This is a genomic window from Streptomyces sp. NPDC029674 (assembly GCF_044903205.1).
GTDB lineage: Bacteria > Actinomycetota > Actinomycetes > Streptomycetales > Streptomycetaceae > Streptomyces.
In genome coordinates, this window is record NZ_JBJDPY010000001.1 from 510341 (window position 1) to 536566 (window position 26226).

Annotated in this window: 22 protein-coding genes and 2 tRNA genes; 8 read left to right on the forward strand and 16 right to left on the reverse strand. The window is 70.3% G+C overall.

The genetic code is table 11. The features are described 5' to 3' along the window. Positions 1-3 precede the first annotated feature (3 nt). The 5 genes from mreC to ACI2L3_RS02245 all read right to left on the reverse strand — a co-directional run bounded on the left by mreC (position 4) and on the right by ACI2L3_RS02245 (position 4831). On the reverse strand, positions 4-954 hold the full coding sequence (gene mreC, locus ACI2L3_RS02225; RefSeq protein ID WP_404750384.1) for a rod shape-determining protein MreC: 951 nt from the start codon (positions 952-954) through the stop codon (positions 4-6). Positions 955-1117: 163 nt separating this feature from the next. After that, the gene (locus ACI2L3_RS02230) at positions 1118-2137 is read right to left on the reverse strand and encodes a rod shape-determining protein (RefSeq protein WP_365364984.1); all 1020 of its coding nucleotides are present in this window, start codon (positions 2135-2137) and stop codon (positions 1118-1120) included. Between the two features lie 305 nt (positions 2138-2442). Continuing rightward, entirely contained in the window at positions 2443-2856 is a 414-nt protein-coding gene (ndk, locus tag ACI2L3_RS02235; RefSeq protein ID WP_127911807.1) for a nucleoside-diphosphate kinase, read from the reverse strand. 61 nt (positions 2857-2917) lie between these two features. Then, positions 2918-3295: a DUF4233 domain-containing protein gene (locus tag ACI2L3_RS02240; RefSeq protein WP_404750385.1), complete on the reverse strand. Its 378-nt coding sequence runs from the start codon at positions 3293-3295 to the stop codon at positions 2918-2920. Positions 3296-3301: 6 nt separating this feature from the next. Beyond that, a complete protein-coding gene (locus ACI2L3_RS02245; RefSeq protein WP_404750386.1) occupies positions 3302-4831 on the reverse strand; it encodes a bifunctional folylpolyglutamate synthase/dihydrofolate synthase in 1530 nt (509 codons plus the stop codon). 144 nt (positions 4832-4975) lie between these two features. Between ACI2L3_RS02245 and ACI2L3_RS02250 the strand changes: the two genes are divergently transcribed. Beyond that, the gene (locus ACI2L3_RS02250; RefSeq protein WP_404750387.1) at positions 4976-5992 is read left to right on the forward strand and encodes a rod shape-determining protein; all 1017 of its coding nucleotides are present in this window, start codon (positions 4976-4978) and stop codon (positions 5990-5992) included. A gap of 171 nt (positions 5993-6163) precedes the next feature. On the opposite strand, the gene ACI2L3_RS02255 is transcribed toward ACI2L3_RS02250, so the two are convergent. Further along, on the reverse strand, positions 6164-7327 hold the full coding sequence (locus ACI2L3_RS02255) for a histidine kinase (RefSeq protein WP_404750388.1): 1164 nt from the start codon (positions 7325-7327) through the stop codon (positions 6164-6166). 146 nt (positions 7328-7473) lie between these two features. Between ACI2L3_RS02255 and ACI2L3_RS02260 the strand changes: the two genes are divergently transcribed. Then, positions 7474-8142, forward strand: coding sequence for a hypothetical protein (locus ACI2L3_RS02260; RefSeq protein ID WP_404750389.1), 669 nt, complete (start codon positions 7474-7476; stop codon positions 8140-8142). A 67-nt stretch (positions 8143-8209) separates the two neighbouring features. On the opposite strand, the gene ACI2L3_RS02265 is transcribed toward ACI2L3_RS02260, so the two are convergent. Further along, the gene (locus ACI2L3_RS02265) at positions 8210-10834 is read right to left on the reverse strand and encodes a valine--tRNA ligase (protein WP_404750390.1); all 2625 of its coding nucleotides are present in this window, start codon (positions 10832-10834) and stop codon (positions 8210-8212) included. A 136-nt stretch (positions 10835-10970) separates the two neighbouring features. Between ACI2L3_RS02265 and ACI2L3_RS02270 the strand changes: the two genes are divergently transcribed. The 4 genes from ACI2L3_RS02270 to ACI2L3_RS02285 all read left to right on the forward strand — a co-directional run bounded on the left by ACI2L3_RS02270 (position 10971) and on the right by ACI2L3_RS02285 (position 15225). Then, positions 10971-11963, forward strand: coding sequence for a hypothetical protein (locus ACI2L3_RS02270; RefSeq protein WP_404750391.1), 993 nt, complete (start codon positions 10971-10973; stop codon positions 11961-11963). 202 nt (positions 11964-12165) lie between these two features. Then, positions 12166-13182, forward strand: a complete 1017-nt coding sequence (locus ACI2L3_RS02275) for a hypothetical protein (protein WP_404750392.1) — start codon at positions 12166-12168, stop codon at positions 13180-13182. A gap of 92 nt (positions 13183-13274) precedes the next feature. Further along, entirely contained in the window at positions 13275-14297 is a 1023-nt protein-coding gene (locus ACI2L3_RS02280) for a hypothetical protein (protein ID WP_404750393.1), read from the forward strand. A 67-nt stretch (positions 14298-14364) separates the two neighbouring features. Further along, positions 14365-15225 (forward strand): hypothetical protein, encoded by an 861-nt coding sequence (locus ACI2L3_RS02285; protein WP_404750394.1) that lies wholly within the window; start codon positions 14365-14367, stop codon positions 15223-15225. Positions 15226-15303: 78 nt separating this feature from the next. Here the strand turns inward: ACI2L3_RS02285 and clpX are convergent, their stop codons facing one another. The 5 genes from clpX to ACI2L3_RS02310 all read right to left on the reverse strand — a co-directional run bounded on the left by clpX (position 15304) and on the right by ACI2L3_RS02310 (position 20138). Beyond that, a complete protein-coding gene (clpX, locus tag ACI2L3_RS02290; RefSeq protein ID WP_404750395.1) occupies positions 15304-16590 on the reverse strand; it encodes an ATP-dependent Clp protease ATP-binding subunit ClpX in 1287 nt (428 codons plus the stop codon). A 167-nt stretch (positions 16591-16757) separates the two neighbouring features. Next, complete coding sequence (locus ACI2L3_RS02295) at positions 16758-17453, reverse strand: ATP-dependent Clp protease proteolytic subunit (RefSeq protein ID WP_362987667.1); 696 nt, start codon at positions 17451-17453, stop codon at positions 16758-16760. Between the two features lie 61 nt (positions 17454-17514). Further along, on the reverse strand, positions 17515-18120 hold the full coding sequence (locus ACI2L3_RS02300; protein ID WP_190329594.1) for an ATP-dependent Clp protease proteolytic subunit: 606 nt from the start codon (positions 18118-18120) through the stop codon (positions 17515-17517). Between the two features lie 426 nt (positions 18121-18546). Continuing rightward, the gene (gene tig / locus ACI2L3_RS02305) at positions 18547-19923 is read right to left on the reverse strand and encodes a trigger factor (RefSeq protein ID WP_404750396.1); all 1377 of its coding nucleotides are present in this window, start codon (positions 19921-19923) and stop codon (positions 18547-18549) included. 138 nt (positions 19924-20061) lie between these two features. Further along, positions 20062-20138, reverse strand: a tRNA-Pro gene (locus ACI2L3_RS02310). A gap of 164 nt (positions 20139-20302) precedes the next feature. Between ACI2L3_RS02310 and ACI2L3_RS02315 the strand changes: the two genes are divergently transcribed. Beyond that, a tRNA-Gly gene (locus ACI2L3_RS02315) sits at positions 20303-20373 on the forward strand. A gap of 62 nt (positions 20374-20435) precedes the next feature. Here ACI2L3_RS02315 and ACI2L3_RS02320 read toward each other — a convergent pair. Next, positions 20436-20630 (reverse strand): hypothetical protein, encoded by a 195-nt coding sequence (locus ACI2L3_RS02320; protein WP_055570088.1) that lies wholly within the window; start codon positions 20628-20630, stop codon positions 20436-20438. A gap of 554 nt (positions 20631-21184) precedes the next feature. Between ACI2L3_RS02320 and ACI2L3_RS02325 the strand changes: the two genes are divergently transcribed. Continuing rightward, positions 21185-22393, forward strand: coding sequence for an acyltransferase family protein (locus ACI2L3_RS02325; RefSeq protein WP_404750397.1), 1209 nt, complete (start codon positions 21185-21187; stop codon positions 22391-22393). A gap of 7 nt (positions 22394-22400) precedes the next feature. On the opposite strand, the gene ACI2L3_RS02330 is transcribed toward ACI2L3_RS02325, so the two are convergent. From ACI2L3_RS02330 to ACI2L3_RS02340, 3 genes are read right to left on the reverse strand one after another with little or no spacing between them, the layout of a single operon-like run. After that, positions 22401-22835, reverse strand: a complete 435-nt coding sequence (locus ACI2L3_RS02330) for an HD domain-containing protein (RefSeq protein ID WP_404750695.1) — start codon at positions 22833-22835, stop codon at positions 22401-22403. After that, entirely contained in the window at positions 22835-25294 is a 2460-nt protein-coding gene (locus tag ACI2L3_RS02335) for an ABC transporter permease (protein ID WP_404750398.1), read from the reverse strand. The genes ACI2L3_RS02330 and ACI2L3_RS02335 overlap by 1 nt, the downstream gene beginning before the upstream one ends. After that, positions 25294-26112 carry an ABC transporter ATP-binding protein gene (locus tag ACI2L3_RS02340; protein WP_404750399.1) on the reverse strand — a complete coding sequence of 273 codons (819 nt, stop codon included), beginning with the start codon at positions 26110-26112 and terminating at the stop codon, positions 25294-25296. Before ACI2L3_RS02340 ends, ACI2L3_RS02335 begins: the two co-directional genes overlap by 1 nt. Between the last annotated feature and the right edge of the window lie 114 nt (positions 26113-26226).

Here is a 26226-nt window from a genome sequence, read left to right on the forward strand (position 1 = left end):
CTCCTACTGCTCGTCGGCGGCGGCGCCGTCGGCCGGGGGCTGTCCCGGCGGGGTGGCCGTCACGGTCACCGTCGGCGTCGGCTTGGGCTTTGCTGGCTTCTTCGGCAGGACCGTGTCGCGCGGGTCCTCGCGGGGCGCCTCGACGACGACACCGACGATGTCGAGCCTGGTGAATCCGGCGTACGGCCGCACGTACACCCTGCGGGTGAGGTCGCCGCCCGAGGGGTCGACGCGGACGACCTCGCCGACCGGGACGCCGGGCACGAACGGCTTGTCCTTGCGCGAGCCGAAGGTCACCAGGCGGTCGCCCTTCTTGACCTTGGCCTTGCCGTTGAGCAGCTGGACGGAGAGCGGACGGTCGCCCTGTCCGGTGGCGAAGCCGAGCTCGTCGGTCTTCTCCATGCGGGTGCCGACGGTGAAGTCGGGGTCGTTGGCGAGCAGGACGGTCGCGGTGCTCGGGCCGACCGTGGTGACGCGGCCGACGAGGCCGTCGCTGTTGAGGACGGTCATGTCGCGCTTGATGCCGTCCTTCGCGCCGGCGTCGATGGTGACGGTCCAGGAGAAGCCCTGGGCCGCTCCTATGCCGATGACCTCGGCGCCCTTGATGCCGTACTGTCCGGCGCCCGCCGTCTTGAGCATGCCGTCGAGCTGGCGCACGCGGCTGCGGTTGCGGTCGTCGCTGCCGAGCTTGGCCTTCAACGCGGCGTTCTGGCGCTCCAGTTCGGCGATGCGGTTGTGGCGCTCGCCGGAGTCGCGGACCGCGCCGATGGCGTTGCCGACCGGGTCGACGGCGGAGGACATGCCCTCCTCGACCGGACCGAACACCGTGGCGGCGGCCCGGCGGGCACCGTCGACTGGCGAGTCCTCACCACCGCGGATGTCCACCGTGATCAAAGCGAACGCGATGGCGACCAGCAGCACAAGAAGCAGCCGGCTCTCTCGTGTGTCCCTCACGTGCGGCGGCGTGCCTTCCTCAATCGGATTCCGTGGAAACTGCGGGTTCCACGAGGTTCTGGGGAATTGTCGTGCCTTGCGGGAATTGTGTGTCTTGCCTCTATATCAACGATCCGCCGCACGAAGTGGCAGGCACTCGTACGGCGGATCTTCTCGCGTCAGTTCATCTGCGCGGCTGGGCGTCGAGCACCTGCTGCAACGCCTCGAACTCCTCGACACACTTTCCGGAGCCGAGCGCCACGCTGTCCAGCGGGTCCTCGGCGATGTGGATCGGCATACCGGTCTCGCGGCGCAGCCGCTCGTCCAGGCCGCGCAGCAGGGCGCCGCCGCCCGTCAGGACGATGCCGCGGTCCATGACGTCGCCCGACAGCTCGGGCGGGCACTTGTCGAGGGTCGTCTTGACCGCGTCCACGATCGCGTTGACCGGCTCCTCGATGGCCTTGCGGACCTCGGCGGCGGAGATGACGACGGTCTTGGGCAGCCCGGAGACCAGGTCCCGGCCGCGGATCTCGGTGTGCTCGTCGGCGTCCATGTCGTACGCCGAACCGATGGTGATCTTGATCTGTTCGGCGGTGCGCTCGCCGAGGAGGAGGGAGTACTCCTTCTTGATGTGCTGGATGATCGCGTTGTCCAGCTCGTCGCCGGCGACCCGGATCGACTGTGCCGTGACGATTCCGCCGAGCGAGATGACGGCGACCTCGGTGGTGCCGCCGCCGATGTCGACCACCATGTTGCCCGTGGCCTCATGGACCGGCAGGCCGGAGCCGATGGCCGCGGCCATGGGCTCCTCGATGATGTGCACCTGGCGCGCGCCGGCCTGCGAGGAGGCCTCGATGACGGCGCGGCGCTCGACGCCCGTGATGCCGGAGGGCACGCAGACGACGACGCGCGGACGGGCGAGGTAGCGCCGCTTGTGGATCTTCAGGATGAAGTAGCGGAGCATCCGCTCGGTGATCTCGAAGTCGGCGATGACGCCGTCCTTCAGCGGACGCACCGCGACGATGTTGCCGGGCGTGCGACCGATCATCTTCTTCGCTTCGGAGCCGACCGCGAGGATGCCACCGGTGTTGGTGTTGATCGCGACGACGGACGGCTCGTTGAGAACGATCCCCCGACCCCTGACGTACACCAGCGTGTTGGCGGTCCCGAGGTCGACAGCCATGTCACGGCCGATGAACGACATGTTGTTCCCCATGAGGATGCGTCTGGCCTTCCCTATTGGAGCTTGTGATGGCTTTTTAGGTAGGCGAGGTGGGTGCTGAGTGGCAGTGGAGGCTTCCATCGTAGTCTCGGCCGCGCGAAGACGGCGCGAGGGTCTTCGCCATTGTCAGCAGATGATGTGCCGCCTCGCCTTTGGAGACGTGCCATCGGAGGCACGGGTTCCCCCGATCGGGGCGCATATGCCAAAGGACGGCCGAATTCCTTCGGCCGTCCAGGCGCGGGCGGCGCGCTGCTGACGCGGGGTCAGAGAAGCATCCGGTGTCCGTACTAGGCGACGCCCGGGAAGAAGATCTTGAGCTCGCGCTCGGCGGACTCCTCCGAGTCCGAGGCGTGGATCAGGTTCTCCCGGACGATGGTGCCGAAGTCACCGCGGATCGAACCGGGCGCGGCGGCGATCGGGTCGGTCGGCCCCGCGAGCGCGCGCACGCCCTCGATGACCCGCTCGCCCTCGACGACGAGCGCGACGACGGGACCGGACGACATGAAGGCGACCAGCGGCTCGTAGAAGGGCTTGCCCTTGTGCTCGCCGTAGTGCTGCTCCAGGGTCTCCTGGTCCAGCGAGCGCAGCTCCAGCGCGGAGATCGTCCAGCCCGCCTTGCGCTCGATGCGGCCGATGATCTCTCCGATCAGACCACGACGGACGGCGTCGGGCTTCAGCAGGACGAGGGTGCGCTGGCTCATGTGCGGCTCCAAGAGGTGTTCTTACGATCACGGGGATTGGGCCGCACGATACCGGGGACGGCTACGCGGCGTTACCTCCGGCCTCCGCCTGCTCCCCGGCCTGGCTCTCCGCCATGGCCGCGAAGCGCGCCTTCGCCTCGTCGATCTGCCGCCCGAAGTGGACCGACGCCCACCACAGAGCGGCGAAGATCGCACCCAGGAAGAACATCGTCGGCACCACGAAACCGCTGGCGATCAGCGCGATCTGCAGGGCCCAGCCGAGCTGGACGCCGCCGGGCCGGGTGAGCATGCCGCAGAGCAGGAGGCTCACCACCATCGCGATGCCGCAGACCGTCCAGACCGTGCCCATGGACAGGTCGTCGTCCTTCATGGCGACCAGACCCGCGAAGCCGATGACGAAGAACTCGCCGATCAGCGTCGAGGCGCAGAGCGTACGCACAGGAAATCAGCCTCTCCCCAGAAGCAGTCGGGCCTCGCCGACCGTGATGACGGAACCAACGACGAGTACGCCGGCGCCGGCGTACTCCCCCTCCTCCTCGGCGAGGGTGATCGCCGCCTCCAGCGCGTCGTCCAGGCGCGGCTCGACCTGCACGCGGTCGTCGCCGAAGACCTCCACGGCGTGCCCTGCGAGCGTGTCGGCGTCCATCGCGCGGTGGCTGGAGTTCTGCGTGACGACGACCTCGGTGAAGAGCGGCTCGAAGGCTTCGAGGAGCCCCTTCACGTCCTTGTCGTCGCTCGCGCCGACCACGCCGATCAGTCGGCTGAAGTCGAAGACCTCGCTGATCGCGGCGGCGGTGGCGCGGGCGCCCGCCGGGTTGTGCGCGGCGTCCAGGACGACCGTGGGCGAGCGGCGCACCACTTCCAGGCGGCCCGGCGACGAGACCGAGGCGAAGGCCTTCCGGATGGTGTCGATGTCCAGCGTGCGCGAGTGCTGCGAGCCGACGCCGAAGAACGCCTCGACGGCGGCGAGCGCCACCGCGGCGTTGTGCGCCTGGTACTCGCCGTGCAGCGGCAGGAAGACCTCCTCGTACTCCCCGCCGAGGCCGCGCAGCGTCAGGAGCTGGCCGCCGACCGCGACCTGGCGGGCGACGACGCCGAACTCCAGGCCCTCGCGGGCCACCGTCGCGTCGGCCTCGACGGCCTTCTTCAGGAGCACCTGCGCGGCGTCCACCGGCTGCTGGGCCATGATCACCGTCGCGTCCGGCTTGATGATGCCGGCCTTCTCCTTGGCGATCTCGCCGGGCGTGGAGCCCAGGCGGTCCGTGTGGTCCAGGTCGATGGGGGTGACGACGGCGACCGAGCCGTCGATCACGTTCGTCGCGTCCCAGCTGCCGCCCATGCCGACCTCGACGACGGCCACGTCGACCGGGGCGTCCGCGAAGGCCGCGTACGCCATGCCGGTGAGGACCTCGAAGAAGGAGAGGCGGTACTCCTGCCGGGCGTCGACCATCTCCACGTAGGGCTTGATGTCGTGGTACGTCTCGATGAAGCGCTCGGCCTCGACGGGGGCGCCGTCCAGGCTGATGCGCTCGGTGATCGACTGGACGTGGGGCGAGGTGTACCGGCCGGTGCGCAGCTCGAAGGCGGAGAGCAGCGCCTCGATCATGCGGGCCGTGGACGTCTTGCCGTTCGTCCCCGTGATGTGGATCGAGGGGTACGCGCGCTGGGGCTCGCCCAGGACGTCCATGAGGGCGGCGATGCGGCTGACGGAGGGCTCCAGCTTCGTCTCGCCCCAGCGGGTCGCCAGCTCCGTCTCCACCTCGCGCAGCGCCCGGTCCACCTCCGGGTCGGCGGGGCGCGCGGGGACGTCGCCCTGCGGCGGGCCCCCCTGAGCGCGGAGAGTGCGGCTGCCGGCCTCGATCACCGCGAGGTCGGGGTCGCGGTCGGTCTCGGCGCCCACGATGCTCTCGAAGGCGTCGTCGGCGTCATCGGCGGGAAAGTCTGCTTGCTCGTCGCGCGGGGGGAGGTCACTCACGCACGCCAGTCTACGGAGCGGCAGCGACACTCCGCGTCCGGACCGGCCGGAGGGGTTCGGTCCGCCTCGTCGGGACTTTGGACCCGTCCGATTCGGGACTTTGGTCCCTCCGCTTCGCGCGGCCGCCGGGCAAACTTGGCGATCATGGACATAGGTATCGACCTCGGCACTGCGAACACCCTCCTCTACGTGCGCGGCAAGGGGATCGTGCTCAACGAGCCGTCCGTGGTCGCCGTGCGGGCGGACAAGGGCGGCAAGAGCGGGGTGCTCGCCGTGGGGGCGGAGGCCAAGGAGACCATCGGGCGGACACCCGGGTCCATCACCGCCATCCGTCCGCTGCGGGACGGCGTGATCAGTGACTACGAAGCCGCCGAGGAGCTGATCCGGCACTTCGTCCGCAAGGCCCTGCCGGGGCGCCGCCCCCGCACGCGCATGGTCGTGTGCGTGCCGAGCGGCGTCACGCCCGTCGAGCGGCGCGCGATCGTGCACGCCTCGCAGCGGGCCGGGGCGCGCGCCGTCCACCTGATCGAGGAGCCGATGGCGGCGGCCATCGGGGCGGGCCTGCCGGTCTCCGAGCCCCGCGGGTCGATGGTCGTCGACATCGGCGGCGGGACCACGGAGGTCGCCGTGATCTCGCTCGGCGGGATCGTCACGGCCCAGTCGCTGCGGGTCGGCGGCGACCGGCTCGACACGGCCATCACGGACTTCGTCCGCAAGGAGCACACGCTGCTCATCGGGGAGCGCACCGCCGAGGACATCAAGGTCGCCATCGGCTCCGCGTGGCCGGTGCCGGGCGAGGAGGCCCTGGAGATGCGGACGTTCACCGTGCGGGGCCGGGAGAAGGTCGGCGGGCTGCCGAAGACCGTGGACCTGACGGCGCGTGAGGTGCGGGCCGCGCTGGACGAGCCCGTCGAGCAGATCATCGCCGCGGTGAAGACGACCCTGGAGGAGTGCCCGCCGGAGCTGTCCGGCGACATCATGGAGCACGGCATCGTGCTGACCGGCGGCGGTGCGCTGCTGCCGGGACTCGACCTGCGGATCGCCTCCGGGACGGGCATCCCCGTCTTCGTCGCCGACGACCCGCTGAACAGCGTCGCCATGGGGTGCGGGAAGTGCGTGGAGGACTTCGACGGGCTGGAGCGGGTGATGACGGCGGCGTGAGCCTGCGGCGCGTCCGGTGCTTCGTCCGCGGGCCGGTGGGGGTTGCTCGCGCAGTTCCCCGCGCCCCTGGGTGGTCCTCCCACGCCGGATGCCGAAGGTGCCGCCAAAGGGGCGCGGGGAACTGCGCGACCAGCCCCCACCGGCCCGCAGCAGGCGACGGCGCCGTCAGGCCTATGCCAGTTCGCCCGGCGAGAGGGTCGCCCGGACCTCGTACACGTCCCCCCGCCGCCCCGCGGTGAACGTGCCGCCCACCGCACGGATCCGCTCCGCCATGCCCGTCGTGCCCGTGCCGGAGGAGACGGGAGCGGCGGACGGGGCCTTCGTGGGGAGCGGGTTGCGGACCGTGATCTCCAGGCGGGGCCCCCGCAGGGCCACGCGGACCGTGACCCGCTCGCCCGGCGCGTGCTTCGCCGCGTTCGTCAGGCACTCCTGGACCACCCGGTGCACCGCCGCCTGACGCAGCGGCGAGAGGCGGTGGGCCGCGCCGTCGACCGTGAGGTCCACGGGGCTGCCCACGCGCCCGCTGCGCTCGGCGAGTTCGGGCAGCGCGTCCAGGCCCGGGGTCGGAGCGCCGTCCGTGCCGCGCTGCACGATGATCTCGTTCAGCATCCGGTGCGCGCTGCGCGCCGTCTCCGAGAGCTCCTCGAAGCCGTCCTCGAAAGGGCTGCCCTCGGCCCTGCGCGCGAGGACCTGCGAGCGCACGCTCAGCAGCGTCAGCTCCCGGCCGACGAAGTCGTGCACGTCCCGCGCGATGCGGGTGCGCTCCTGCTGGACGGCGTGCAGCGTCTGCGTCTCCGCGCGCTGCGCCTCCAGGGCGCGGACCAGGTCCTGCCGGTTCGCGGCGACGCCGACGCCCGCCGCGAGCACCCCGATCGGCACGACGAGGCTGAGGAACGAGCTGAGCGTGTCGCCGCGGTGCACCGGCCAGCCCGGCAGGTTGAACATCACGTACGCGAACGACACGTAGCCGATGACGCCCAGCGCCCCCGCCGCGCGGCCCCGGTAGCGGCCGAGGGAGTAGAGCGCGAACTGGGCCAGCGTCAGCTCGTGCAGCCAGCCCAGGAAGAGCAGCGAGACCGCGTACGTCAGCCAGGGCCATCTGCGGCGCAGCAGCAGTGAGGACGCGCCGCCCACCAGGGCGAGGGCGGCGAGCGGGCCATTGAGCCCGTTGTCCTCCGCCTCGGCGAGTCCCGGGATGTCCAGGCTCATCAGCGCGAACGCGCTCAGCGCCGCGAGTACGTCGAGGGCGCGCGGTGCCTGCGCCCAGCGCCCGCAGAGGCGGCCGGCCGTGGCCGCCGCCTGGCGGATCGCCTGGGCGGCGGGCAGGGTGCGCATGCTCTCCATCATCCAAGGTCTTTCGGCCCGTTTCACCGGCCTTACGTCCTTGTTTCGGTGATTTGCCGCACCTCAAGACACCCCAGGAGGGTGTATTTCCGGCGCGGCTGCCCGATCCCGGCTTGCGCCGGGGGTCAAATCGGACCATGTGGTATGCCCAGAATCCCGCCAAGAGGACCCATCAGCTCGCCGGTGACGCCGGGGTCCTCCTGTGGACCGCGCTGTGGGCCGCCGCGGCCGTCATCGCGTACCGGCTGACCTGCGCGCTCGCCCTCCCCCGCGCCCTCCAGGAACACAGCGCGCCGCTGCCGCTGGTCGGCGGCCGGGTCGACCTCGCGCTGCGGCGCGTCGCGGGCGCCGTCGACGCGATGGACCCGGTGGCCGTCAGGACCGCCGTGGCCGTGGGCGCCGTCGCCCTCTTCGTCGTGCCCGTCGGCCTCCTCCTGGGCACCTGGCTGCCGCGCCGGCTGCGCTGGATCCGGCAGGCGGGCGCTGCCCGGGACCTCGCCGCCACCGACGACGGCCGCGAACTGCTCGCCCTGCGCTCGCTGCTGCGGCCGCTCCACGAGGTGGCCTTCACCGCCTCGGAGATCCCGGACGCGACGCCCGGCAGCCTCGCCTGGGGCTGGCGGCACGGCGACCCGGAGACGCTGGACGCGCTGGCCGCGGCGGAGCTGGAACGGCTCGGCCTCGACCTCGCGCCGCCCCGCGCGGGCTACGGCTACAGCCACGGCTACGGCTACGGCACCCAGAGCCGCCCGGTCCCGGCCCAGGCCACCGAGACCGTCACCGGCCCGGTGGCCACCGAGGCCTAGGACGTGCACGAAGGCCCCGGGACCGACGTCGGTCCCGGGGCCTTCGACTACCTACGCAGCTACGCCGTTACGCGGCCGGCAGCGCCTCGATCTGCGCCTGCAGGCGGGCGATGTCGGCCTCCGCCTTGGTGAGGCGGCCGCGGATCTTGTCCACGACCTGGTCGGGGGCCTTCGCCAGGAACGCTTCGTTGCCGAGCTTCGCCGTGGCCTGCACCTTCTCCTTCTCGGCGGACGCGAGGTCCTTGGCCAGACGCTTGCGCTCGGCCTCGACGTCGATCGTGCCGGACAGGTCCAGCGCGACGGTGGCGCCCGAGACCGGCAGCGTCGCCGTCGCCGTGAAGGCGTCGCCCTCCGGCTGGAGGCGGAGCAGCTGGCGGATGGCGGCCTCGTGCGGGGCGAGCGCGGTGCCGTCCAGGGTGAGGCGGGCCGGGACCTTCTGGCCCGGCTGGAGGCCCTGGTCGGCGCGGAAGCGGCGGACCTCGGTGATGACCTGCTGGAGCGTCTCGATCTCCCGCTCGGCGGCCGTGTCGCGGAAGCCGCTGTCCGAGGGCCAGTCGGCGATGACGAGCGACTCGCCGCCGGTCAGCGCGGTCCAGAGCGTCTCGGTCACGAACGGCACGATCGGGTGCAGCAGCCGCAGCGTGACGTCGAGGACCTCGCCCAGGACGCGGGCCGAGACCTTCGCGCCCTCGCCGCCCGCCATGAACGTCGTCTTGGACAGCTCGACGTACCAGTCGAAGACCTCGTCCCACGCGAAGTGGAAGAGGGCGTCCGAGAGCTTGGCGAACTGGAAGTCGTCGTAGAGCGCGTCGACTTCGGCCACGGTCGCGTTGAGGCGGGAGAGCACCCAGCGGTCGGTGGCGGACAGCTGCTCGGCCGGGGGCAGGTCGCCCTCGATCGTGGCGCCGTTCATCATCGCGAAGCGCGTGGCGTTCCAGATCTTGTTGGCGAAGTTGCGGGAGCCCTGGACCCAGTCCTCGCCGATCGGCACGTCCGTGCCCGGGTTGGCGCCGCGGGCGAGGGTGAAGCGGAGGGCGTCCGAGCCGTACTTGTCCATCCAGTCCAGCGGGTTGACCGCGTTGCCGAAGGACTTCGACATCTTCTTGCCGAACTGGTCGCGGACCATGCCGTGCAGCACGATCGTGTGGAACGGCGGGGTGCCGTCCATCGCGTACAGGCCGAACATCATCATCCGGGCGACCCAGAAGAAGAGGATGTCGTAGCCGGTGACCAGGACGGAGTTCGGGTAGAACTTCGCGAGCGACTCGGTCTGCTCGGGCCAGCCCAGCGTGGAGAACGGCCACAGGCCGGAGGAGAACCACGTGTCCAGCACGTCGTTGTCCTGCGTCCAGCCCTCGCCCGTCGGGGCCTCGTCGTCGGGTCCGACGCAGACGACCTCGCCGTTCGGGCCGTACCAGACCGGGATGCGGTGGCCCCACCAGAGCTGGCGCGAGATGCACCAGTCGTGGAGGTTGTCGACCCAGTCGAAGTACCGCTTCTCCATCTCCTGCGGGTGGATCTTGACCTTGCCGTCGCGGACCGCGTCACCGGCGGCCTTCGCGAGCGGGCCGACCTTGACCCACCACTGCATCGACAGGCGCGGCTCGATGGTGGTCTTGCAGCGCGAGCAGTGGCCGACGGAGTGCGTGTACGGACGCTTCTCGGCGACGATGCGGCCCTCGGCGCGCAGCGCGCCGACGATGGCGGAGCGGGCCTCCAGGCGGTCCAGGCCCTGGAAGGGGCCGTGCGCGGTGATGACCGCGTGCTCGTCCATGACCGCGATGTTCGGCAGGTCGTGGCGCCGGCCGATCTCGAAGTCGTTCGGGTCGTGCGCCGGGGTCACCTTGACGGCGCCGGTGCCGAACTCGGGGTCGACGTGCTCGTCCGCGACGACCGGGATCGTGCGGTCGGTCAGCGGCAGCTTGATCTGCTTGCCGACGAGGTGCTTGTACCGCTCGTCCTCGGGGTGGACCGCGACGGCGGTGTCACCGAGCATCGTCTCGGCGCGGGTGGTGGCGACGACGAGCGTCTCGTCCCCCTCGCCGTACTTGATCGAGACGAGCTCGCCGTCGTCGTCCTGGTACTCGACCTCGATGTCGGAGATCGCCGTCAGACAGCGCGGGCACCAGTTGATGATGCGCTCGGCGCGGTAGATCAGCTCGTCGTCGTAGAGCTTCTTGAAGATGGTCTGGACGGCCTGCGAGAGGCCCTCGTCCATGGTGAAGCGCTCGCGCTCCCAGTCGACGCCGTCGCCGAGGCGGCGCATCTGGCCGGAGATCTGGCCGCCGGACTCCGCCTTCCACTTCCAGACGCGCTCGATGAACGCCTCGCGCCCGAGGTCGTGGCGGGACTTGCCCTCCTTGCCGAGCTCGCGCTCCACGACGTTCTGCGTGGCGATGCCGGCGTGGTCCATGCCGGGCTGCCAGAGCGTCTCGAAGCCCTGCATGCGCTTGCGGCGGGTGAGGGCGTCGATGAGCGTGTGCTCGAAGGCGTGGCCCAGGTGGAGCGCGCCCGTGACGTTCGGCGGGGGGATGACGACGGTGTACGGAGGCTTCTCGCTCTTCTCGTCGGCCGAGAAGTAACCCCGTTCTACCCAGCGCTCGTACAGCGGCCCCTCTACCTCGGCCGGCGCGTACTGGGTCGGCAGTTCGGGAGTGGTCGCTGGGGGCTGCTGCTGAGCGTTCTCGGTCACGCGGCCAGTTTAGAGGGGTCGTGGAGCGGTCCCGAAACCGGAATGTTCGACATCGCTTATGGCGGGGGCCGCCACTGGGCCTGAACTTCGTTCACGATGTCCGGGACACGTCGGCGTTCGGAGGGGGATCCACGCAATGAGCCACAACGAGCCAGGCCCGTACGGCGGGCAGCAGCCGGGGCCGTACGGCGGACAGCAGCCGCAGCAGCCTGGCCCGTACGGGGGTGGCGAGCAGCAGCAGCCGGGGCCGTACGGAGGGCAGCCGCAGCAGCCCGGTCCCTACGGGCAGCCCCAGCCCGGCCCGTACGGGCAGCCGCCCCAGCAGCAGCCCCAGCCGGGCTACGGCTTCCCGCAGCAGCCCCCGCCCCAGCCGCCCCAGCAGGGCGGCTACAGCCAGCCGCAGCAGCCGGGCCCCTACGGGCAGGTCCCGCCCCCGCCTCCCCCGGGCGGCGGCGGCAAGAAGAAGACCGGGCTCGTCATCGGCGCGGTCGCGGTGGTCGCCGCGCTCGGCGTCGGAGCCTACTTCGTCTTCGGCGGCAGCGACTCGACGTCGGTGGAGGACGACGGGCCCCACAAGCTCGTGCCGCCCGCATCGGTGGGCGAGTTCAAGAAGGGCGACGACTCCCGCTCCCCCGACGAAGGCCCGCTCGGCTCCGGCAGCAAGAAGAACGCCGAGGACATCGGCATCAAGAACCCGCAGAATGTGGCGGCCTCGTACGAATCCGGTGAAGCCCTCAAGGGGAAGCAGATGAGCTTCCAGGGGATGTACGGCGAGATCGACGACCCGGAGAAGGCCGTCGACGACGGCTTCGCCAAGGCCGAGGAGAACGCGAAGAAAGAGTCGGGCGACAACACCGGCGACGAGGAGCAGGTCGAGCTCGTCGGCAGCCCCGAGACCGTCGAGCCCGACGGACTCGGCAACGCCGTCATGAAGTGCCAGACCGCGAGCTTCGAGGAGGACGGCCGGACGACGAAGCTGCCGATCTGCATCTGGGCTGACCACAGCACGTACGGCATCGTCTTCGGCATCGACGTGACCGCGATGCTGAAGGGCGGCGACGGCATGCCCACGGACCAGGTCGCCGGGTTCGCGGCCGACCTGCGCGAGGCCGCGCGCGTGAAGGCGTAGCGGAGCGTCCGCCGCATCCACGGCATCCGCGGCATACACCGTGCAAAGGCCCGGGACGGTTCGGCCGCCCCGGGCCTTCGCACGTCCGCCCTCTGGAACAGCCCTTCAACAACTCCGCATCGATCCGGTCCGAGGTCCCGACCCCGTACGCGGATCCGCCAGGATGTTCGGAACACATAAGCATCGGGAGGGAACGCCAGCGATGAGCTACAACCAGCCGGGCCCGTACGGCGGCCAGCAGCCCCAGCAGCCGCCCCAGCAGCCGGGGCCGTACGGCCAGCAGGCTCCGCAGCAGCCCGGCCCCTACGGCCAGCCGCCGCAGGCGCCCCAGCCCGGCTACGGGTACCCCCAGCAGGCTCCGCAGCACGACGCCTACAGCCAGCCCCAGCAGCCCGGCCCCTACGGGCAGCAGGCCCCCTACGGGCAGGTCCCGCCCCCGCCCCCGCCGTCGGGCGGTGGCGGCGGCAAGAAGACCGGCCTCATCGTCGCCGCCGTCGCCGTGGTCGTCGCGGCCGCCGTCGGCGGCTACTTCGTCCTCGCGGGCGGCGACGACGACAAGGACGGCAAGAAGAACGACTCGTCGAACGTGGCGGGTGGCGGCGGGGACGAGTCCGGCATCAAGGACGACGGCCCGCACAAGCTGACGACGCCGGCGGTCGTCCTGAACGACTACAAGAAGGACGAGGCCCGGTCCAGCGGTCTCAACAGCATCGACCTCGACAAGGCCGAGGCGGCCGGGGTGAAGAACCCCAAGGACGTGCAGGGCCAGTACCAGTCGGGCAGCAAGGACAACCCGATGGCGCAGAAGGTCCTGAGCTTCGGCGGTGTCTACGGGGACATCGAAGACCCGGAGGGCGTCGTGGATTACATGTTCACGAACGCCAAGAGGAAGAGCGGGGACTCGACGGGCACCGGCGGGAGCGTCACGCTGGTCGGCGAGCCCAAGGAGTACAAGCCCGCCGAGCTCGACGGCGCCGTCATGAAGTGCCAGGAGATGAAGATCGACCTGGGCAGCGGCGCGGGCACGTCCGGTTCCACGGCCGGTTCCTCGGGACCGAGCGAGATGTCCGCCGCCACCTGCATCTGGGGCGACCACAGCACCCTCGGCTACGTGGTCACCACGGACGTCGCGAGCGCGATATCCGGCACCTCCGCCGACCTCGACGAGTCCGCGACCACCACGGCCAAGTTCCGCGGGGAGATCCGCGTCAAGATCTGACGCCCGGTCACGCGGCCGGGCCCGGTCATTCGGCCGGGCCCGGTTGCGTCAGGATGTCGGCAACACCCAAGCGTTTTCGGAGGGGAACCCCCATGAGCTACAACCAGCCGGGCCCGTACGGCGGGCAGCAGCCCCAGCAGCCCGGGCCGTACGGCCAGCCGCCGCAGCAGCCGGGCCCCTACGGCCAGCCGCCGCAGGCGCCCCAGCCCGGCTACGGCTACCCCCAGCAGGCTCCCCCGCCGCAGCCCCAGGCCCAGCCCGGTTACGGCTACCCGCAGCAGGGCGGCTACAGCCAGCCCCAGCAGCCGGGCCCGTACGGCCAGCCGCCGCAGGCTCCCTACGGCCAGCAGCCGCCGTACGGCCAAGTTCCGCCCCCGCCGCCGGGCGGTGGCAGCGGCAAGAAGACCGGGCTCATCATCGCCGCCGTCGCCGTGGTCGTCGCGGCCGCCGTCGGCGGCTACTTCGTCCTCGCGGGCGGCGACGACAAGGACGGCAAGAAGGGCGGCTCCTCGAGCGTCGCGGGCGGCGGCGGTGAAGACGCCGGCATCAAGGACGACGGCCCGCACACGCTGACCACCCCCGCCCTGCTGCTCGGCGAGTACAAGAAGGACGCCGGCCAGACCGGCGGCTTCAACTCCAGCGATCTCGCGGCCGCCGAGAAGGCGGGTGTGAAGGACCCCCAGGACGTCGACGCCGGCTACAAGTCCGGGGACGAGAGCAACCCCCTGGCGCAGAAGGCGATCCAGTTCATGGGCGTCTACGGCGAGATCAAGGACCCGGAGAACGTCGTCGACGACATGTTCACCAAGGTCAAGAAGGACTCCCAGACGAGCGGCTCCGAGACCGGCGAACTGGTCGGCAGCCCCAAGGACTTCAGCACCGGCGACGCCGTCCTCAAGTGCCAGGAGTCCGTGATCAAGAACGACAACCCGAGCAGCGGCTCGGCATCGGGCCCCAAGGAGATCCGCATGCCGGTCTGCATCTGGGGCGACCACAGCACCGTCGGTGTCGTGGTTCCGCTCGCGATAGCCGACGCCATGGCGGGCAAGGTGTCGCTCAGCGACGCCTCGGCCACCACGCTCAAGGTCCGCAAGGAAGTCCGCGTCAAGTCCTGACACGGCACGCACCACGGCACACCGCAGCACCGCGACACCGCACAGCCAACGAGGGGAACCCCACGCAGTGAGCTACAACCAGCCCGGCCCGTACGGCGGACAGCCGCAGCAGCCCGCCCCGTACGGGCAGCCGCCGCAGCAGCAGCCCTATGGACAGCAGCCCTACGGCCAGCCCCAGCAGCCGGCCCCCTACGGGCAGCCCCCGCAGGCCCCCTACGGCCAGTACCCCGGCCCTCCCCAGGGCGGCGGCAAGAAGAAGACCGGGCTCGTCATAGGCGCCGTGGTCGTGGTGGCCGCGCTCGCTGCCGGTGGGTACTTCGTCTTCGCCAAGAGCGACGGCTCCTCCGTCTCCGACGACGGCAAGACGTACAAGCTGACGGCGCCCGAGACGGTGCTGGGCAGCTACAAGAAGGACACGTCGGCCGGTGACGCCGGCGGGATGTCGTCGAGCGACCTCGCGGACCTGGAGAAGAAGGGCGTCAAGAACCCGAAGGACGCCCACGCCGCGTACAACTACGGCAAGGGCGCGGCGATGAAGTCCCTCAACTACTCCGGCGTGTACGGCGAGATCGACGACCCGGAGAAGGTCGTCGATGCCATGTTCGCCGAGATGAAGAAGGACTCGGCCAAGACCGAAGGCGGCCTGAAGCTCATCGGCAGCCCGGAGGAATTCACCCCGGACGGCTTCGGGAACGGCGTCATGAAATGCCAGAAGGCCGAGTTCAAGATGGGTGAGACCGGCGCGGGCGACGAGGGCGTGCCGAACAGCTTCCAGACGCCGATGTGCGTCTGGGGCGACCACAGCACGGTCGCGTACGCCAGCTACTCGGACGCCGCCGCGACCGGCAGCGGCGCGGAGATCTCCCTGGACAACGTCGCCACCCAGGTCGCGAACCTGCGCGACGACGTCCGCGTAGAGGTCAAGTAGACGGCAGGCAGAGGCAGTACACGGAGAGGGGCGCCCGGCGATCGAATCGCCGGGCGCCCCTCTCCGTGCGTGTGATGCCTACGCGGACTTCTGCTCCCCGGCCCCGGGACCGCGCGCCTCACGCGGCACCAGCGTCGGGTTCACGTTCGAGCGGACGACGTCCGACGTGATGACGACGCGGGCCACGTCCTTGCGGGACGGCACCTCGTACATCACCGACTGGAGGACTTCCTCCATGATGGCGCGGAGCCCTCGGGCGCCGGTCTGCCGCAGGATCGCCTGGTCCGCGATGGCCTCCAGCGCCTCGCGCTCGAACTCCAGCTCCACACCGTCGAGTTCGAACAGGCGCTGGTACTGCTTCACCAGCGCGTTGCGCGGCTCGACGAGGATCTGGAGCAGGGCCTCGCGGTCGAGGTTGTGGACCGAGGTGATCACGGGGAGGCGGCCGATGAACTCGGGGATCATCCCGAACTTCACCAGGTCCTCCGGCATGATGTCCTCGAACTGGTCCTTCTCCTCCATCTCGCGCTTGGAGCGGATGGTGGCGCCGAAGCCGATGCCCTTCGCGCCCGCCCGCGACTCGATGATCTTCTCGAGGCCGGCGAAGGCGCCGCCCACGATGAAGAGCACGTTCGTCGTGTCGATCTGGATGAACTCCTGGTGCGGGTGTTTCCGGCCGCCCTGCGGAGGCACGGAGGCCGTGGTGCCCTCCAGGATCTTCAGCAGGGCCTGCTGGACGCCCTCGCCGCTCACGTCGCGCGTGATCGACGGGTTCTCGCTCTTGCGGGCCACCTTGTCGATCTCGTCGATGTAGATGATCCCGGTCTCGGCCTTCTTGACGTCGTAGTCAGCGGCCTGGATGAGCTTCAGGAGGATGTTCTCGACGTCCTCGCCGACATAGCCCGCCTCCGTCAGCGCCGTCGCGTCCGCGATGGCGAACGGCACGTTCAGCATGCGGGCGAGCGTCTGCGCGAGGAGCGTCTTGCCGGAGCCGGTCGGGCCGAGCAGCAGGATGTTGGACTTCGCGAGTTCGATCGCGTCGTCACGGCCCTGCGCGCCGCCGTTCTCTCCGGCCTGGACCCGCTTGTAGTGGTTGTACACCGCTACCGAGAGGGCCTTCTTCGCGGGCTCCTGGCCCACGACGTAGCCCTCAAGGAATTCGTAGATCTCGCGAGGCTTGGGGAGTTCCTCCCAGCGCACCTCGCTCGTCTCCGCGAGCTCTTCCTCGATGATCTCGTTACAGAGGTCGATGCACTCGTCGCAGATGTACACACCGGGGCCTGCGATGAGCTTCTTGACCTGCTTCTGACTCTTTCCGCAGAACGAGCACTTGAGCAGATCGCCGCCGTCACCGATGCGTGCCACGAGGTGCTTCCCCTTCGCCTGGGAGACGCCACGTTCAGCGGCTCCTGGTGCCTCATATCCGACGGTACCTTGCCGGGCCCCCCGTTCGGGCCCCCCTTGGCACGGTTCACTTCGACGCGAGTCGTGCGCGAACCGTGCCCAGGAGCGGCAGATGCTACAGCGCCACGTCAGGCGACCGACGAATTGTTCATCTTCCGGGTGGAGATGATCTGGTCGACCAGGCCGTACGCGAGCGCGTCCTCGGCCGTGAGGATCTTGTCGCGCTCGATGTCGTCGCGGATCTTCTCGATCGGCGTCGTGGAGTGCTTGGCCAGCATCTCCTCCAGCTGCGCACGCATCCGGAGGATTTCGTTGGCGGCGATCTCCAGGTCGGAGACCTGACCGCGGCCGGTCTCGCTGTAGGGCTGGTGGATCAGGATCCGCGCGTTCGGCAGAGCCATGCGCTTGCCCGGCGTACCGGCCGCGAGGAGCACGGCGGCGGCGGACGCGGCCTGGCCCATGCAGACGGTCTGCACGTCGGGCTTCACGAACTGCATCGTGTCGTAGATGGCCGTGAGGGCCGTGAACGAACCGCCCGGGCTGTTGATGTAGATCGAGATGTCGCGGTCCGGGTCCATCGACTCCAGGCACAGGAGCTGCGCCATGACGTCGTTGGCGGACGCGTCGTCGATCTGCACGCCGAGGAAGATCACGCGCTCCTCGAAGAGCTTCGCGTACGGGTCGTACTCGCGCACGCCCTGCGAGGTGCGCTCGACGAAGCGCGGGATGACGTAACGGGACTCGGCGCTGGCGCCGGTGAACTCGGCCTGGCCGCTCTCGGCCTGCGCACGCCCAAGGAGGCCGCTGCCGGGGAAGTGGTTCATCTCTGATTCTCCTGAGAAGGGAGGGGCTCGGGTGTCGGCTTCGGGGCGCTGAGCACGGGGCTCAGGCTCCGGTGCCGCCCCCACCCGGCATGCCGGCGGCGCTGGACATGATGTCGTCGATGAGGCCGTACTCCTTGGCCTCCTGCGGGTCGAACCAGCGGTCGCGGTCCGAGTCGCGCGTGACCTGCTCGACGGTCTGGCCGGTGTGGAACGCCGTGAGCTCGGCCATCTTCTTCTTGGTGAGAAGGAGACGCTCGGCGTGGATCTTGATGTCCGACGCGGAGCCCGCGAGGCCCGCGGACGGCTGGTGGATCAGGATCTCGGCGTTCGGCAGGGCGAAGCGCTTGCCCGGCGTACCGGCGCTGAGCAGGAACTGGCCCATGGAGGCGGCCATGCCCATCGCGATCGTCACCACGTCGTTCTTGATGTACTGCATGGTGTCGTAGATCGCCATGCCGGCCGTGATCGAGCCGCCGGGGCTGTTGATGTAGAGGTAGATGTCCTTGTCCGGATCGGAGGCAAGGAGCAGCAGCTGTGCGGTGATCTTGTTGGCAATGTCGTCGTCGACCGGCTGGCCGAGGAAGATGATCCGCTCGCCGAGCAGTCGGTTGTAGACCTGGTCGCCGAGGCCACCACCGATGGAGGGGTCGCCGGCGGCGGAGGGCATCAGATTCGTCACGTATCCACCTGCTCGTCTTACGACGGCGCCGGGCCGTCTCACGTCTTCAGCTGGGGCGCGGGGGCCCGCGTGCGACGCCGCTCCGGGGCGGCGTCGGGGACTCCCCTGCCCTCGTATTCATGGACCCTAACGCGCAAGGGGTCTCCGGGAATCCCGGAGGCCTGACTGTTCGCTGTGAGCGCAGGTTCTGGCGGGGGCGCCTCAAACGGTGCCGGGTGCGCCCCGTCAGGGGCGCGGGGAACTGCGCGCTCAGCCCCCACCGGGGGCGCGGTCGCGTCTGCCGCGGCAGGTTCCACGGCGGGTGCGGCTTGGCCGTGGTTGCTCGCGCAGTTCCCCGCGCCCCTTAACGGCACCGGGGCCCCCGGGACCGTTAAGTCCTGGGGGCCCCGGTATGCGTTCAGCCGAGCGCAGCGGTCACGCCTCGGTCTTCTCCTCGGCAGCCTCGTCCGAGGAGGCCTCGACGGTCTCGGCCGTCTCGTCCTCGTCGTCGAGGTCGACGACCTCACCGTTCGTGTCCTTGACCGTCGCGGCCTCGACGACGACCGCGAGGGCCTTGCCGCGGGCGACCTCGCCGACGAGCATCGGGACCTGGCCGCCCTCGACGACGGCCTGGGCGAACTGGTCGGGGGACATGCCGGAGGACTGCGCGCGGCGCATGAGGTGCTCGGTGAGCTCCTCCTGGTTCACGTTCAGCTTCTCCTTGTTGACGAGCTCGTCCAGGACGAACTGCGTCTTGATGCCCTTCTCCGCCTGCTCCTTGGTCTCGGCGTCGAACTCTCCCTCGGTCTTGCCCTGGATCTCCAGGTACTTCGCGAGGTCGAGGCCCATCTGGCCGAGCTGGTGGTTCACCAGGTTGTGCTTGCGGGTCTGGATCTCGTCCTCGAGGAGCTTCTCCGGGACGGGGACCTCGACCAGCTCGAGCAGCTTCTCCAGGACGCGCTCCTGGGCCTGCGTGGCCTGGTCGTACTGCTTCATGTTCTCGAGGCGCTTGCGGCTGTCGGCCTTGAGCTCGTCGAGGGTGTCGAACTCGGAGGCGAGCTGCGCGAAGTCGTCGTCGAGCTCAGGCAGTTCGCGCTTGGCGACCTGGGTGACCTTGACGGTGACCTCGGACTCCTTGCCGGCGGCCGAGCCGCCCTTGAGCTCGGAGGTGAAGGTGGCCTCGCCACCGGCCTCCAGGCCCTTCACGGCGTCGTCGATGCCCTCGAGGAGCTCGCCGGAGCCGATGGTGTAGGAGACGCCGGACGCGACGCCGTCCTCCAGGACCTCACCCTCGACCTTGGCCTGCAGGTCGATCGTCACGACGTCGCCGTCCTCGGCGGCACGCTCGACCGGGGACGTGGAGGCGAAGCGCTCGCGCAGCTCCTCGACGGCCTTGTCGACGTCCTCGTCGCTGACCTCGACGGCGTCGACCTCGACCTCGATGCCGGAGTAGTCCGGGATCTCGATGGTGGGGCGGACGTCGACCTCAGCGGTGAAGTTGAGGGTCTCGTTGTCCTTCAGCTCGGTGATGTCGACCTCGGGCTGGCCCAGGACGTTGAGCTCGGCCTCGTTCACGGCCTCGGTGTAGAACTTCGGGAGCGCGTCGTTGACGGCCTCTTCGAGGACGGCGCCGCGGCCGAACCGCTGGTCGATGACTCGGGCCGGGATCTTGCCCTTGCGGAAGCCCTTCACCGTGACCTGCTGGTTGATCTTCTTGTAGGCCGCGTCGAGGCTGTCCTTGAGCTCCTCGAAGGGCACCTCAACAGTGAGCCGAACCCGAGTCGGGTTCAGGGTCTCCACGGCGCTCTTCACGGTTCGGTCTCCTTGGGGCTGACTTCTTGGGATTCTGCCCGGCTCAGAGACACACGGGCACACAACTTGCATAGTAACGGCAAGCGGGAGCCGAGCCACAATGCGATCTTCGGCGGAGCATCGCGGAGAGGAACAAGGTGGTCGGGGTGGCGGGATTTGAACCCACGGCCTTCCGCTCCCAAAGCGGACGCGCTACCAAGCTGCGCCACACCCCGTCGGTGCGACACGTAGGGTACATGCCCGCAGGCAGTGCGGCTCCCGGTTAAACGGGCGGGATACGGCGAGATGCGGCGGGATGCGAGGGGGGCGCGTGCGGCCGGGCCCCGGGACCCGCTACGATGCCTGTCGTGCCGCGGCTTCCACTCGTGGCGCGATCCGTGCGGGCGTAGCTCAATGGTAGAGCCCTAGTCTTCCAAACTAGCTACGCGGGTTCGATTCCCGTCGCCCGCTCTTCTGGAGGAACCCCAGGCCGGTGACGGTCTGGGGTTTCTGCGTTCCCCGGCCGTCCGGACTCAGAAGCTGATCGAGTTGATGGTCTCCGCCACTTCGTTGAGAAAGCGGTTTATGGACGGAGCCATGCCCGTGGAGGCGAGGAAGAAGCCGAAGAGCACCGCGACGATCGCGGGGCCCGCCTTGAGCGACCCCCCGCGGATCAGCACCACAAGGATGATCGCCAACAGCAGCACCACTGACAGCGAAATGGCCACACTGATCACACCCTAGGTCGGTCGCTCTCCCGGCCCGGGGGGTACGGCCCCGCACACCCCCGCCAGAAACCATCGTGCCACCAACGGGCGCCCTCCATGCGGCCGGTGACACATCGTCGGCCAACGCTTTGCGGCCCCGGCGCGCGGGGGCGCCCTACGGGGGCATGCGCGGCGCACCGTCGCACAGCAATTCGACAGTCTGCGGGCAACGTGAATTCGACGTGATCGTTGCCATCGCCACACACGGTGTTCGCAAGAAATTCCAATTCGGCCAACCGGACATTCCACCGGAGTCGCCCGGGGGTGTTATGCACCATTTAAACCGGATGAGATGTGACGTACCGGACGCAACGCACGCGCATACTGCCACATCTCTTTGTCGACTCTCTTTGTGAGCTCAACCGATTCCCGGGGATTGAGTCGAGGAAAGTGACGGGGGTTTTACGAATACACCGCGGCGACGCTAGGGTGCCTCAGATGTTCCACGCTGCCACCACCCCCGCAGGCGCAGTGCGGTCCCGGATCGTCTCCCCGAGCTCTTGGTGGGAGGGCCTGTGACCAACTCGGTGCACCCGCACGGACGCCACCGGGCGCCGCTCCCCCCGGCCCAGGTGCCGACGGCCGGAGTCACCATCCCCCGCGCCCACCACCCGACCCCGCAGGCCGCCCCCACAGCTCCCCCCACCCCGGTCGGCCGCAGCACCGCCCAGAGCGCGTCAAAGCCCGCCAAGCAGCGGGACGCGTTCTTCGACAACGCCAAGTACCTGGCGATCGTCCTCGTGGCGATGGCCCACGCATGGGAACCGCTGACGGATCACAGCCGCGCCGCCGAGGCGCTGTACATGACCGTCTACACCTTCCACATGCCGGCGTTCATCGTGATCTCCGGCTACTTCTCGCGCAGTTTCGACATGCGTCCCGACCGCCTGAAGCGGCTCGTGACCGGTGTCGCCGTGCCGTACGTCATCTTCGAGGTCGCGTACAGCCTCTTCAAGCGCTGGGCCGACGACGATCCCGGCCATCCGATCAGCCTGCTCGACCCCTGGTACCTCACCTGGTTCCTGGTCGCGCTCTTCGTGTGGCGGCTCACCGTGCCGCTGTGGAAGATCGTGCGCTGGCCGGTGCCGCTCGCGCTGGCCATCGCCATGCTCGCCGTGATCTCACCCGACATCGGCGACGACCTCGACCTGCAGCGCGTACTGCAGTTCATGCCGTTCTTCGTGCTCGGCCTCTTCATGAAGCCCGAGTACTTCCAGCTGGTGCGCCGCCGTGAGGTGCGGATCCTGTCGGTGCCGGTCTTCGCCGCCGCGGTGCTCCTCGCCTACTGGGCCGCGCCCCGGATGACCTCCGTGTGGTTCTACCGCCGCGACAGCTCGCAGGAGCTCGGCGTGCCGTGGTGGGTCGGCATCGTGATGACGCTGGCGCTCTTCGGCTGCTCCGTCGTCCTCACCGCGTGCTTCTTCGCGTGGGTGCCGCGCCGCAAGATGTGGTTCACGATCCTCGGCGCCGGCACGCTGTACGGCTATCTGCTGCACGGCTTCCTCGCCAAGGGCTCCCGCTTCTGGGGCTGGTTCGAGGAGTACGAGTGGCTGCACAAGCCGCTCGGCGAGATCTTCGTGACGGTGGTCGCCGCGTCCGTGGTGACCCTGCTGTGCACGCCGCCGGTGCAGCGCATGTTCCGTTTCGCGATGGAGCCCAAGATGGAGTGGGCCTTCAAGCGTGACGCGGCGCAGCTCGCCCGGGAGCGGGGCAGGTCCGGCTAGCGGGCCCTCAGCGGAGCCCCAACAGGGCGCGCATGGTGGCGTACTTCGCCGTCAGGCGCGCCCTTGTCGTTGCGTCGAGGACCGCGAGGCGGGCCGGGTCCGCGTTGTGGGCGAGGTCCGCCTCCTTCACGAGGCGGGCGCCGGGGGTGGTGAGAATGCGTTCCGCGTACGACTCCTTCGCCTCCCCCGGGCGCTTGGTGAGCGCCAGGACGATGTCCTTCGTGCGCGCGGAGAGGGGCGCCTCGAGCAGCCACCGCTCCGACAGGGCGTCGTCCTCGACGGCGTCGTGCAGCCAGGCCGCGGCGATCTGCTCGTCGTCGCCGCCCCTGGCCCGCACACCCTCGGCCACGGCCCGGAGATGTTCGGCATAGGGGCGGCCCGCCTTGTCGGTCTGGCCGGCGTGGGCCTCGCGGGCGAGGGCTTCCACCTCGGGGAGGGACATCATGCGGTGGACTTTAGTGCGGCTCGCGCCGGGATCGTCGTGGCGGCCAGGCCCAGGGCCAGCACGGCGGCCACGAAGGAGCCGTACACCAGCGGCGGGATGTACGGGGATTCGCCGGTCAGGCCCTTCATCATCGGGACGAGGGTGGCGAACGCGATCGCCGAGCCGATGACGATGCCCGCGCAGGAGACGAGCAGCGCCTCCCAGCGGATCATCCGCATCACCTGGCGGCGTGTGGAGCCGATCAGGCGCAGCGTGCCGAGTTCGCGGCGGCGGTCGAGGACCGTCATCACCAGGGTGTTGACCGCGGCGACGGCCGCGAAGCCGCCGAGTACGGCCGCCATGGTGGTGTTGGCCCAGGCGTTGAGCTCGCGGTCCATGGACTGGGCGGTGGTGTAGCCGTCGCGGTCCTGGAGGGTGCCGAGACCGGAGAGCGCCTGCTCGGAGCCGCCCTTCGTCCAGACCTCGGTGGTGAAGGCCGAGGTGACGTGCCGCTTCAGGTCGGCGGCGGGCATGGTGGCCTGGGAGAGGCCGAGGCCCCTGCCGTACGTCGCCACGACCTTCGGCGCGGCCCTGGTGCCGTCGGGCAGCCGGATGTCGAGGCGGTCGCCGGTCTTCACGTGTGCGGAGCGGGCGAGGTTGGCGTCGATCGCGATCTGGCCCCTGCCGAGTTTCAGGGCGCCCGTCTCGACCTTCAGGTCCTGCACCTTCGCGAGGTCGGCGGCGGTGCCGGTGATGCCCTGCGTCGACGCGGACTCCAGCCAGCGGTCGGCGCCGGAGCCGACGGGGACGAGCACGGAGGTCTTGAGGAGGCCGACGGCGGAGGTGACGCCTTCGGCGTCGGCGGCCTTCGTCACGGCGTCCGGGGCGAGGCCCGTCCCGGAGGAGGTGACGATGTGGTCGGCGGTGATGCCGGCGCGCTGCTGGTCGGCGGCGACCCGGTCCTCGCTGGTGTGCATGAAGACGAGGACGGAGGAGAAGGCCATGGCGAGCACGATGGGGGTGATCGCGGAGGCCAGGCGGCGGGCGTTGCTGCGGGAGTTGGCGGCCGCGAGCGCGGCGGGGGCTCCGGCGCCGCGCAGCGGGAGGCCGAAGAGGGCCGCGCAGCCGCGGGCCACCAGCGGGCCGAGCAGGGCCACGGCGAGCATGAAGAGCATGACGACGCCGAGCGCCGCGTTGGCCGCGTCGTCGCCGCTGTTGTTGGCGGCGAAGCCCGCGAAGACGGCGCCGCCGGCCGCGGCGGCGATGCCCAGCGGCGTGCGGATCCAGCCGAGCGGCACCCGTTCCACGGAGGCCTCGCTGAGGGCCTGTCCCGGCTTGATGCGGGAGGGACGGCGGGCGGCCATGTATCCGGCGCCGAGCGCGGTGAGGACGGCGACGCCGACGGCTGAGACGAGCGGGATGAAGGAGACGGACAGGTCGACGGCGTCGGGGACCGCGCCCTTCTCCTTCAGCTGCCCGAACCACCAGGTGGCCAGGGCAATGCCGGGCAGGACGCCGACCGCCGCGGCGAGCGGCGCGACGAGCAGGGTCTCGGTGGCGATGGTGCGGCGGATCTGGCGCGGGGTGGTGCCGATGGCGCGCAGCAGCGCGTATTCGCGGGCGCGCTGGCCCACCGAGAGGGCGACGGTGCCGGCCGCGGTGAAGACGGCGGTCAGCGCGGCGATGCCGCCGAAGGAGCCGCCGAGTGCGGTGAGCAGTTCCTTGGCGTAGGCGAGTTCGGAGCCCTCGGCCGCGCTGCGGTCGTCGCCGGTGTGGACGTCGGCCTTTTTGCCGAGGGCGTGCGCGACCTGCGACTTGAGGGTGTCGGCGGGGACGCCTTCCTTGGGCAGTACGGCGATGGCGTCGACGCGGCCGGGGTGTCCGGAGATGCGGACGGCCTCGGAGTCGGCGAACCAGGCGGTGCGGGCGGACGGTCCGGTCTTGACGGTGCCGGAGACGCGGAAGTCGCGCGGGCCGTCGGCGGTGGTGAGCGTGGTGCGGTCGCCGACGGAGGCGCCGGGCGCGGCGAGGACGACCTCGCCGAGGTGCGGGGCGCGGCCCGCGGTCAGCTTCTCGCCGGTGAAGGCGGTGGAGCCCCAGCCGTGTGCGGTGACGTCCTTGCCGCCGGAGTGCACGGGGAAGGTGACGTCGGGGACGGCGGCACGGGCGCCGGGCACCGAACCGGCCTTGCTCACGAGGGAGTCGTCGAGCCGTGCCTGGTCGGGCAGCGGGGTGTCGGACTCGGACTTGCTGTCGCCGCTGCCGGCGACGAAGTGGACGGACTGGTCGGCGGCGGCCACCACGGGGGCGCCCGCGTAACGCTCGGTCGGCACGGAGGCGCGCAGCCCCGTCTCCAGGAGGATTCCGCAGGCGGCGACGATCAGCGAGGCCATCATGAGGGCGACGAAGGTGCCGGCGAAGGCGGCGGGTTTGAAGCGGACGGCGGCGCGGGCGAGGCCGTTGGGCACGTACGCCATTACGCGGCCACCCCCGCGTACGACGGAGCGGTGAGGCTCGTCATGCGGGCCGCGATCTGTGCGGCGGAGGCGCGCTCCAGGCGGTCGACGAGGGAGCCGTCGGCGAGGAAGAGGACGCGGTCGGCGTGGGCCGCGGCGGCGGGGTCGTGGGTGACCATGACGACGGTGGCGCCCATGCCGTCGACGGCGGAGCGCAGCAGGCCGAGGATCTCGGTGGCGGTGGTGGTGTCCAGGGCACCGGTCGGCTCGTCGGCGAAGATCACGTCGGGCTGGGTGACCAGGGCGCGGGCGATGGCGACGCGCTGCTGCTGGCCGCCGGAGAGCTGGCCGGGGCGGCGGCGTCCCTTGTCGCCGAGGCCTACGCGGGTGAGCATCTCGGCGGCCTTGCGGCGGTCGGGGCGGTGTCCTGCGAGGCGCATCGGCAGGACGACGTTCTGCTCGACGGTCAGCGACGGCAGCAGGTTGAAGGCCTGGAAGACGAAGCCGAGGCGGGTGCGGCGCAGCGCGGTGAGCTTGTTCTCGCTCATGCCGGTGATCTCGGTGCCGCCGAGGTGGACGGTGCCGGAGCTCGGCCGGTCGAGGCCCGCGGCGCACTGCAGGAAGGTGGACTTGCCCGACCCGGAGGGTCCCATGACGGCGGTGAAGCTGCCGCGGGGCAGGGCGAGGTCGATGCCGGCGAGGGCGTGCACGGCGCCGGAGCCGCGGCCGTACTGGCGCCGGACGCCCCGGAGTTCGACGGCCAAGTCGCCGTGTGCCGGCGCGCCGATGACGCGTACGTCCTCCTCGACGACCCGGTTCTTCTTCCGCCGCAGCCCCATGTCCCTGTCCACCTCTCCGTACGAATTCGACCTCTCGAACGTACGGAGAAGGGGGTGTCGTGGACCATGACGGCTGCTGGCCGATGCCAGGTAGGGCAAACCCCACCCCTCGGC

Coding starts and splice junctions, on each gene's coding strand:
- ACI2L3_RS02230 (WP_365364984.1), bottom strand. CDS start 2,137: ATGTCGTTCATCGGCCGTGACATGGCTGTCGACCTCGGGACCGCCAAC.
- ndk (WP_127911807.1), bottom strand. CDS start 2,856: ATGAGCCAGCGCACCCTCGTCCTGCTGAAGCCCGACGCCGTCCGTCGT.
- ACI2L3_RS02250 (WP_404750387.1), top strand. CDS start 4,976: ATGGACATAGGTATCGACCTCGGCACTGCGAACACCCTCCTCTACGTG.
- ACI2L3_RS02255 (WP_404750388.1), bottom strand. CDS start 7,327: ATGCGCACCCTGCCCGCCGCCCAGGCGATCCGCCAGGCGGCGGCCACG.
- ACI2L3_RS02260 (WP_404750389.1), top strand. CDS start 7,474: ATGTGGTATGCCCAGAATCCCGCCAAGAGGACCCATCAGCTCGCCGGT.
- ACI2L3_RS02270 (WP_404750391.1), top strand. CDS start 10,971: ATGAGCCACAACGAGCCAGGCCCGTACGGCGGGCAGCAGCCGGGGCCG.
- ACI2L3_RS02275 (WP_404750392.1), top strand. CDS start 12,166: ATGAGCTACAACCAGCCGGGCCCGTACGGCGGCCAGCAGCCCCAGCAG.
- ACI2L3_RS02280 (WP_404750393.1), top strand. CDS start 13,275: ATGAGCTACAACCAGCCGGGCCCGTACGGCGGGCAGCAGCCCCAGCAG.
- ACI2L3_RS02295 (WP_362987667.1), bottom strand. CDS start 17,453: ATGAACCACTTCCCCGGCAGCGGCCTCCTTGGGCGTGCGCAGGCCGAG.
- ACI2L3_RS02300 (WP_190329594.1), bottom strand. CDS start 18,120: ATGCCCTCCGCCGCCGGCGACCCCTCCATCGGTGGTGGCCTCGGCGAC.
- ACI2L3_RS02330 (WP_404750695.1), bottom strand. CDS start 22,835: ATGTCCCTCCCCGAGGTGGAAGCCCTCGCCCGCGAGGCCCACGCCGGC.
- ACI2L3_RS02335 (WP_404750398.1), bottom strand. CDS start 25,294: ATGGCGTACGTGCCCAACGGCCTCGCCCGCGCCGCCGTCCGCTTCAAA.
- ACI2L3_RS02340 (WP_404750399.1), bottom strand. CDS start 26,112: ATGGGGCTGCGGCGGAAGAAGAACCGGGTCGTCGAGGAGGACGTACGC.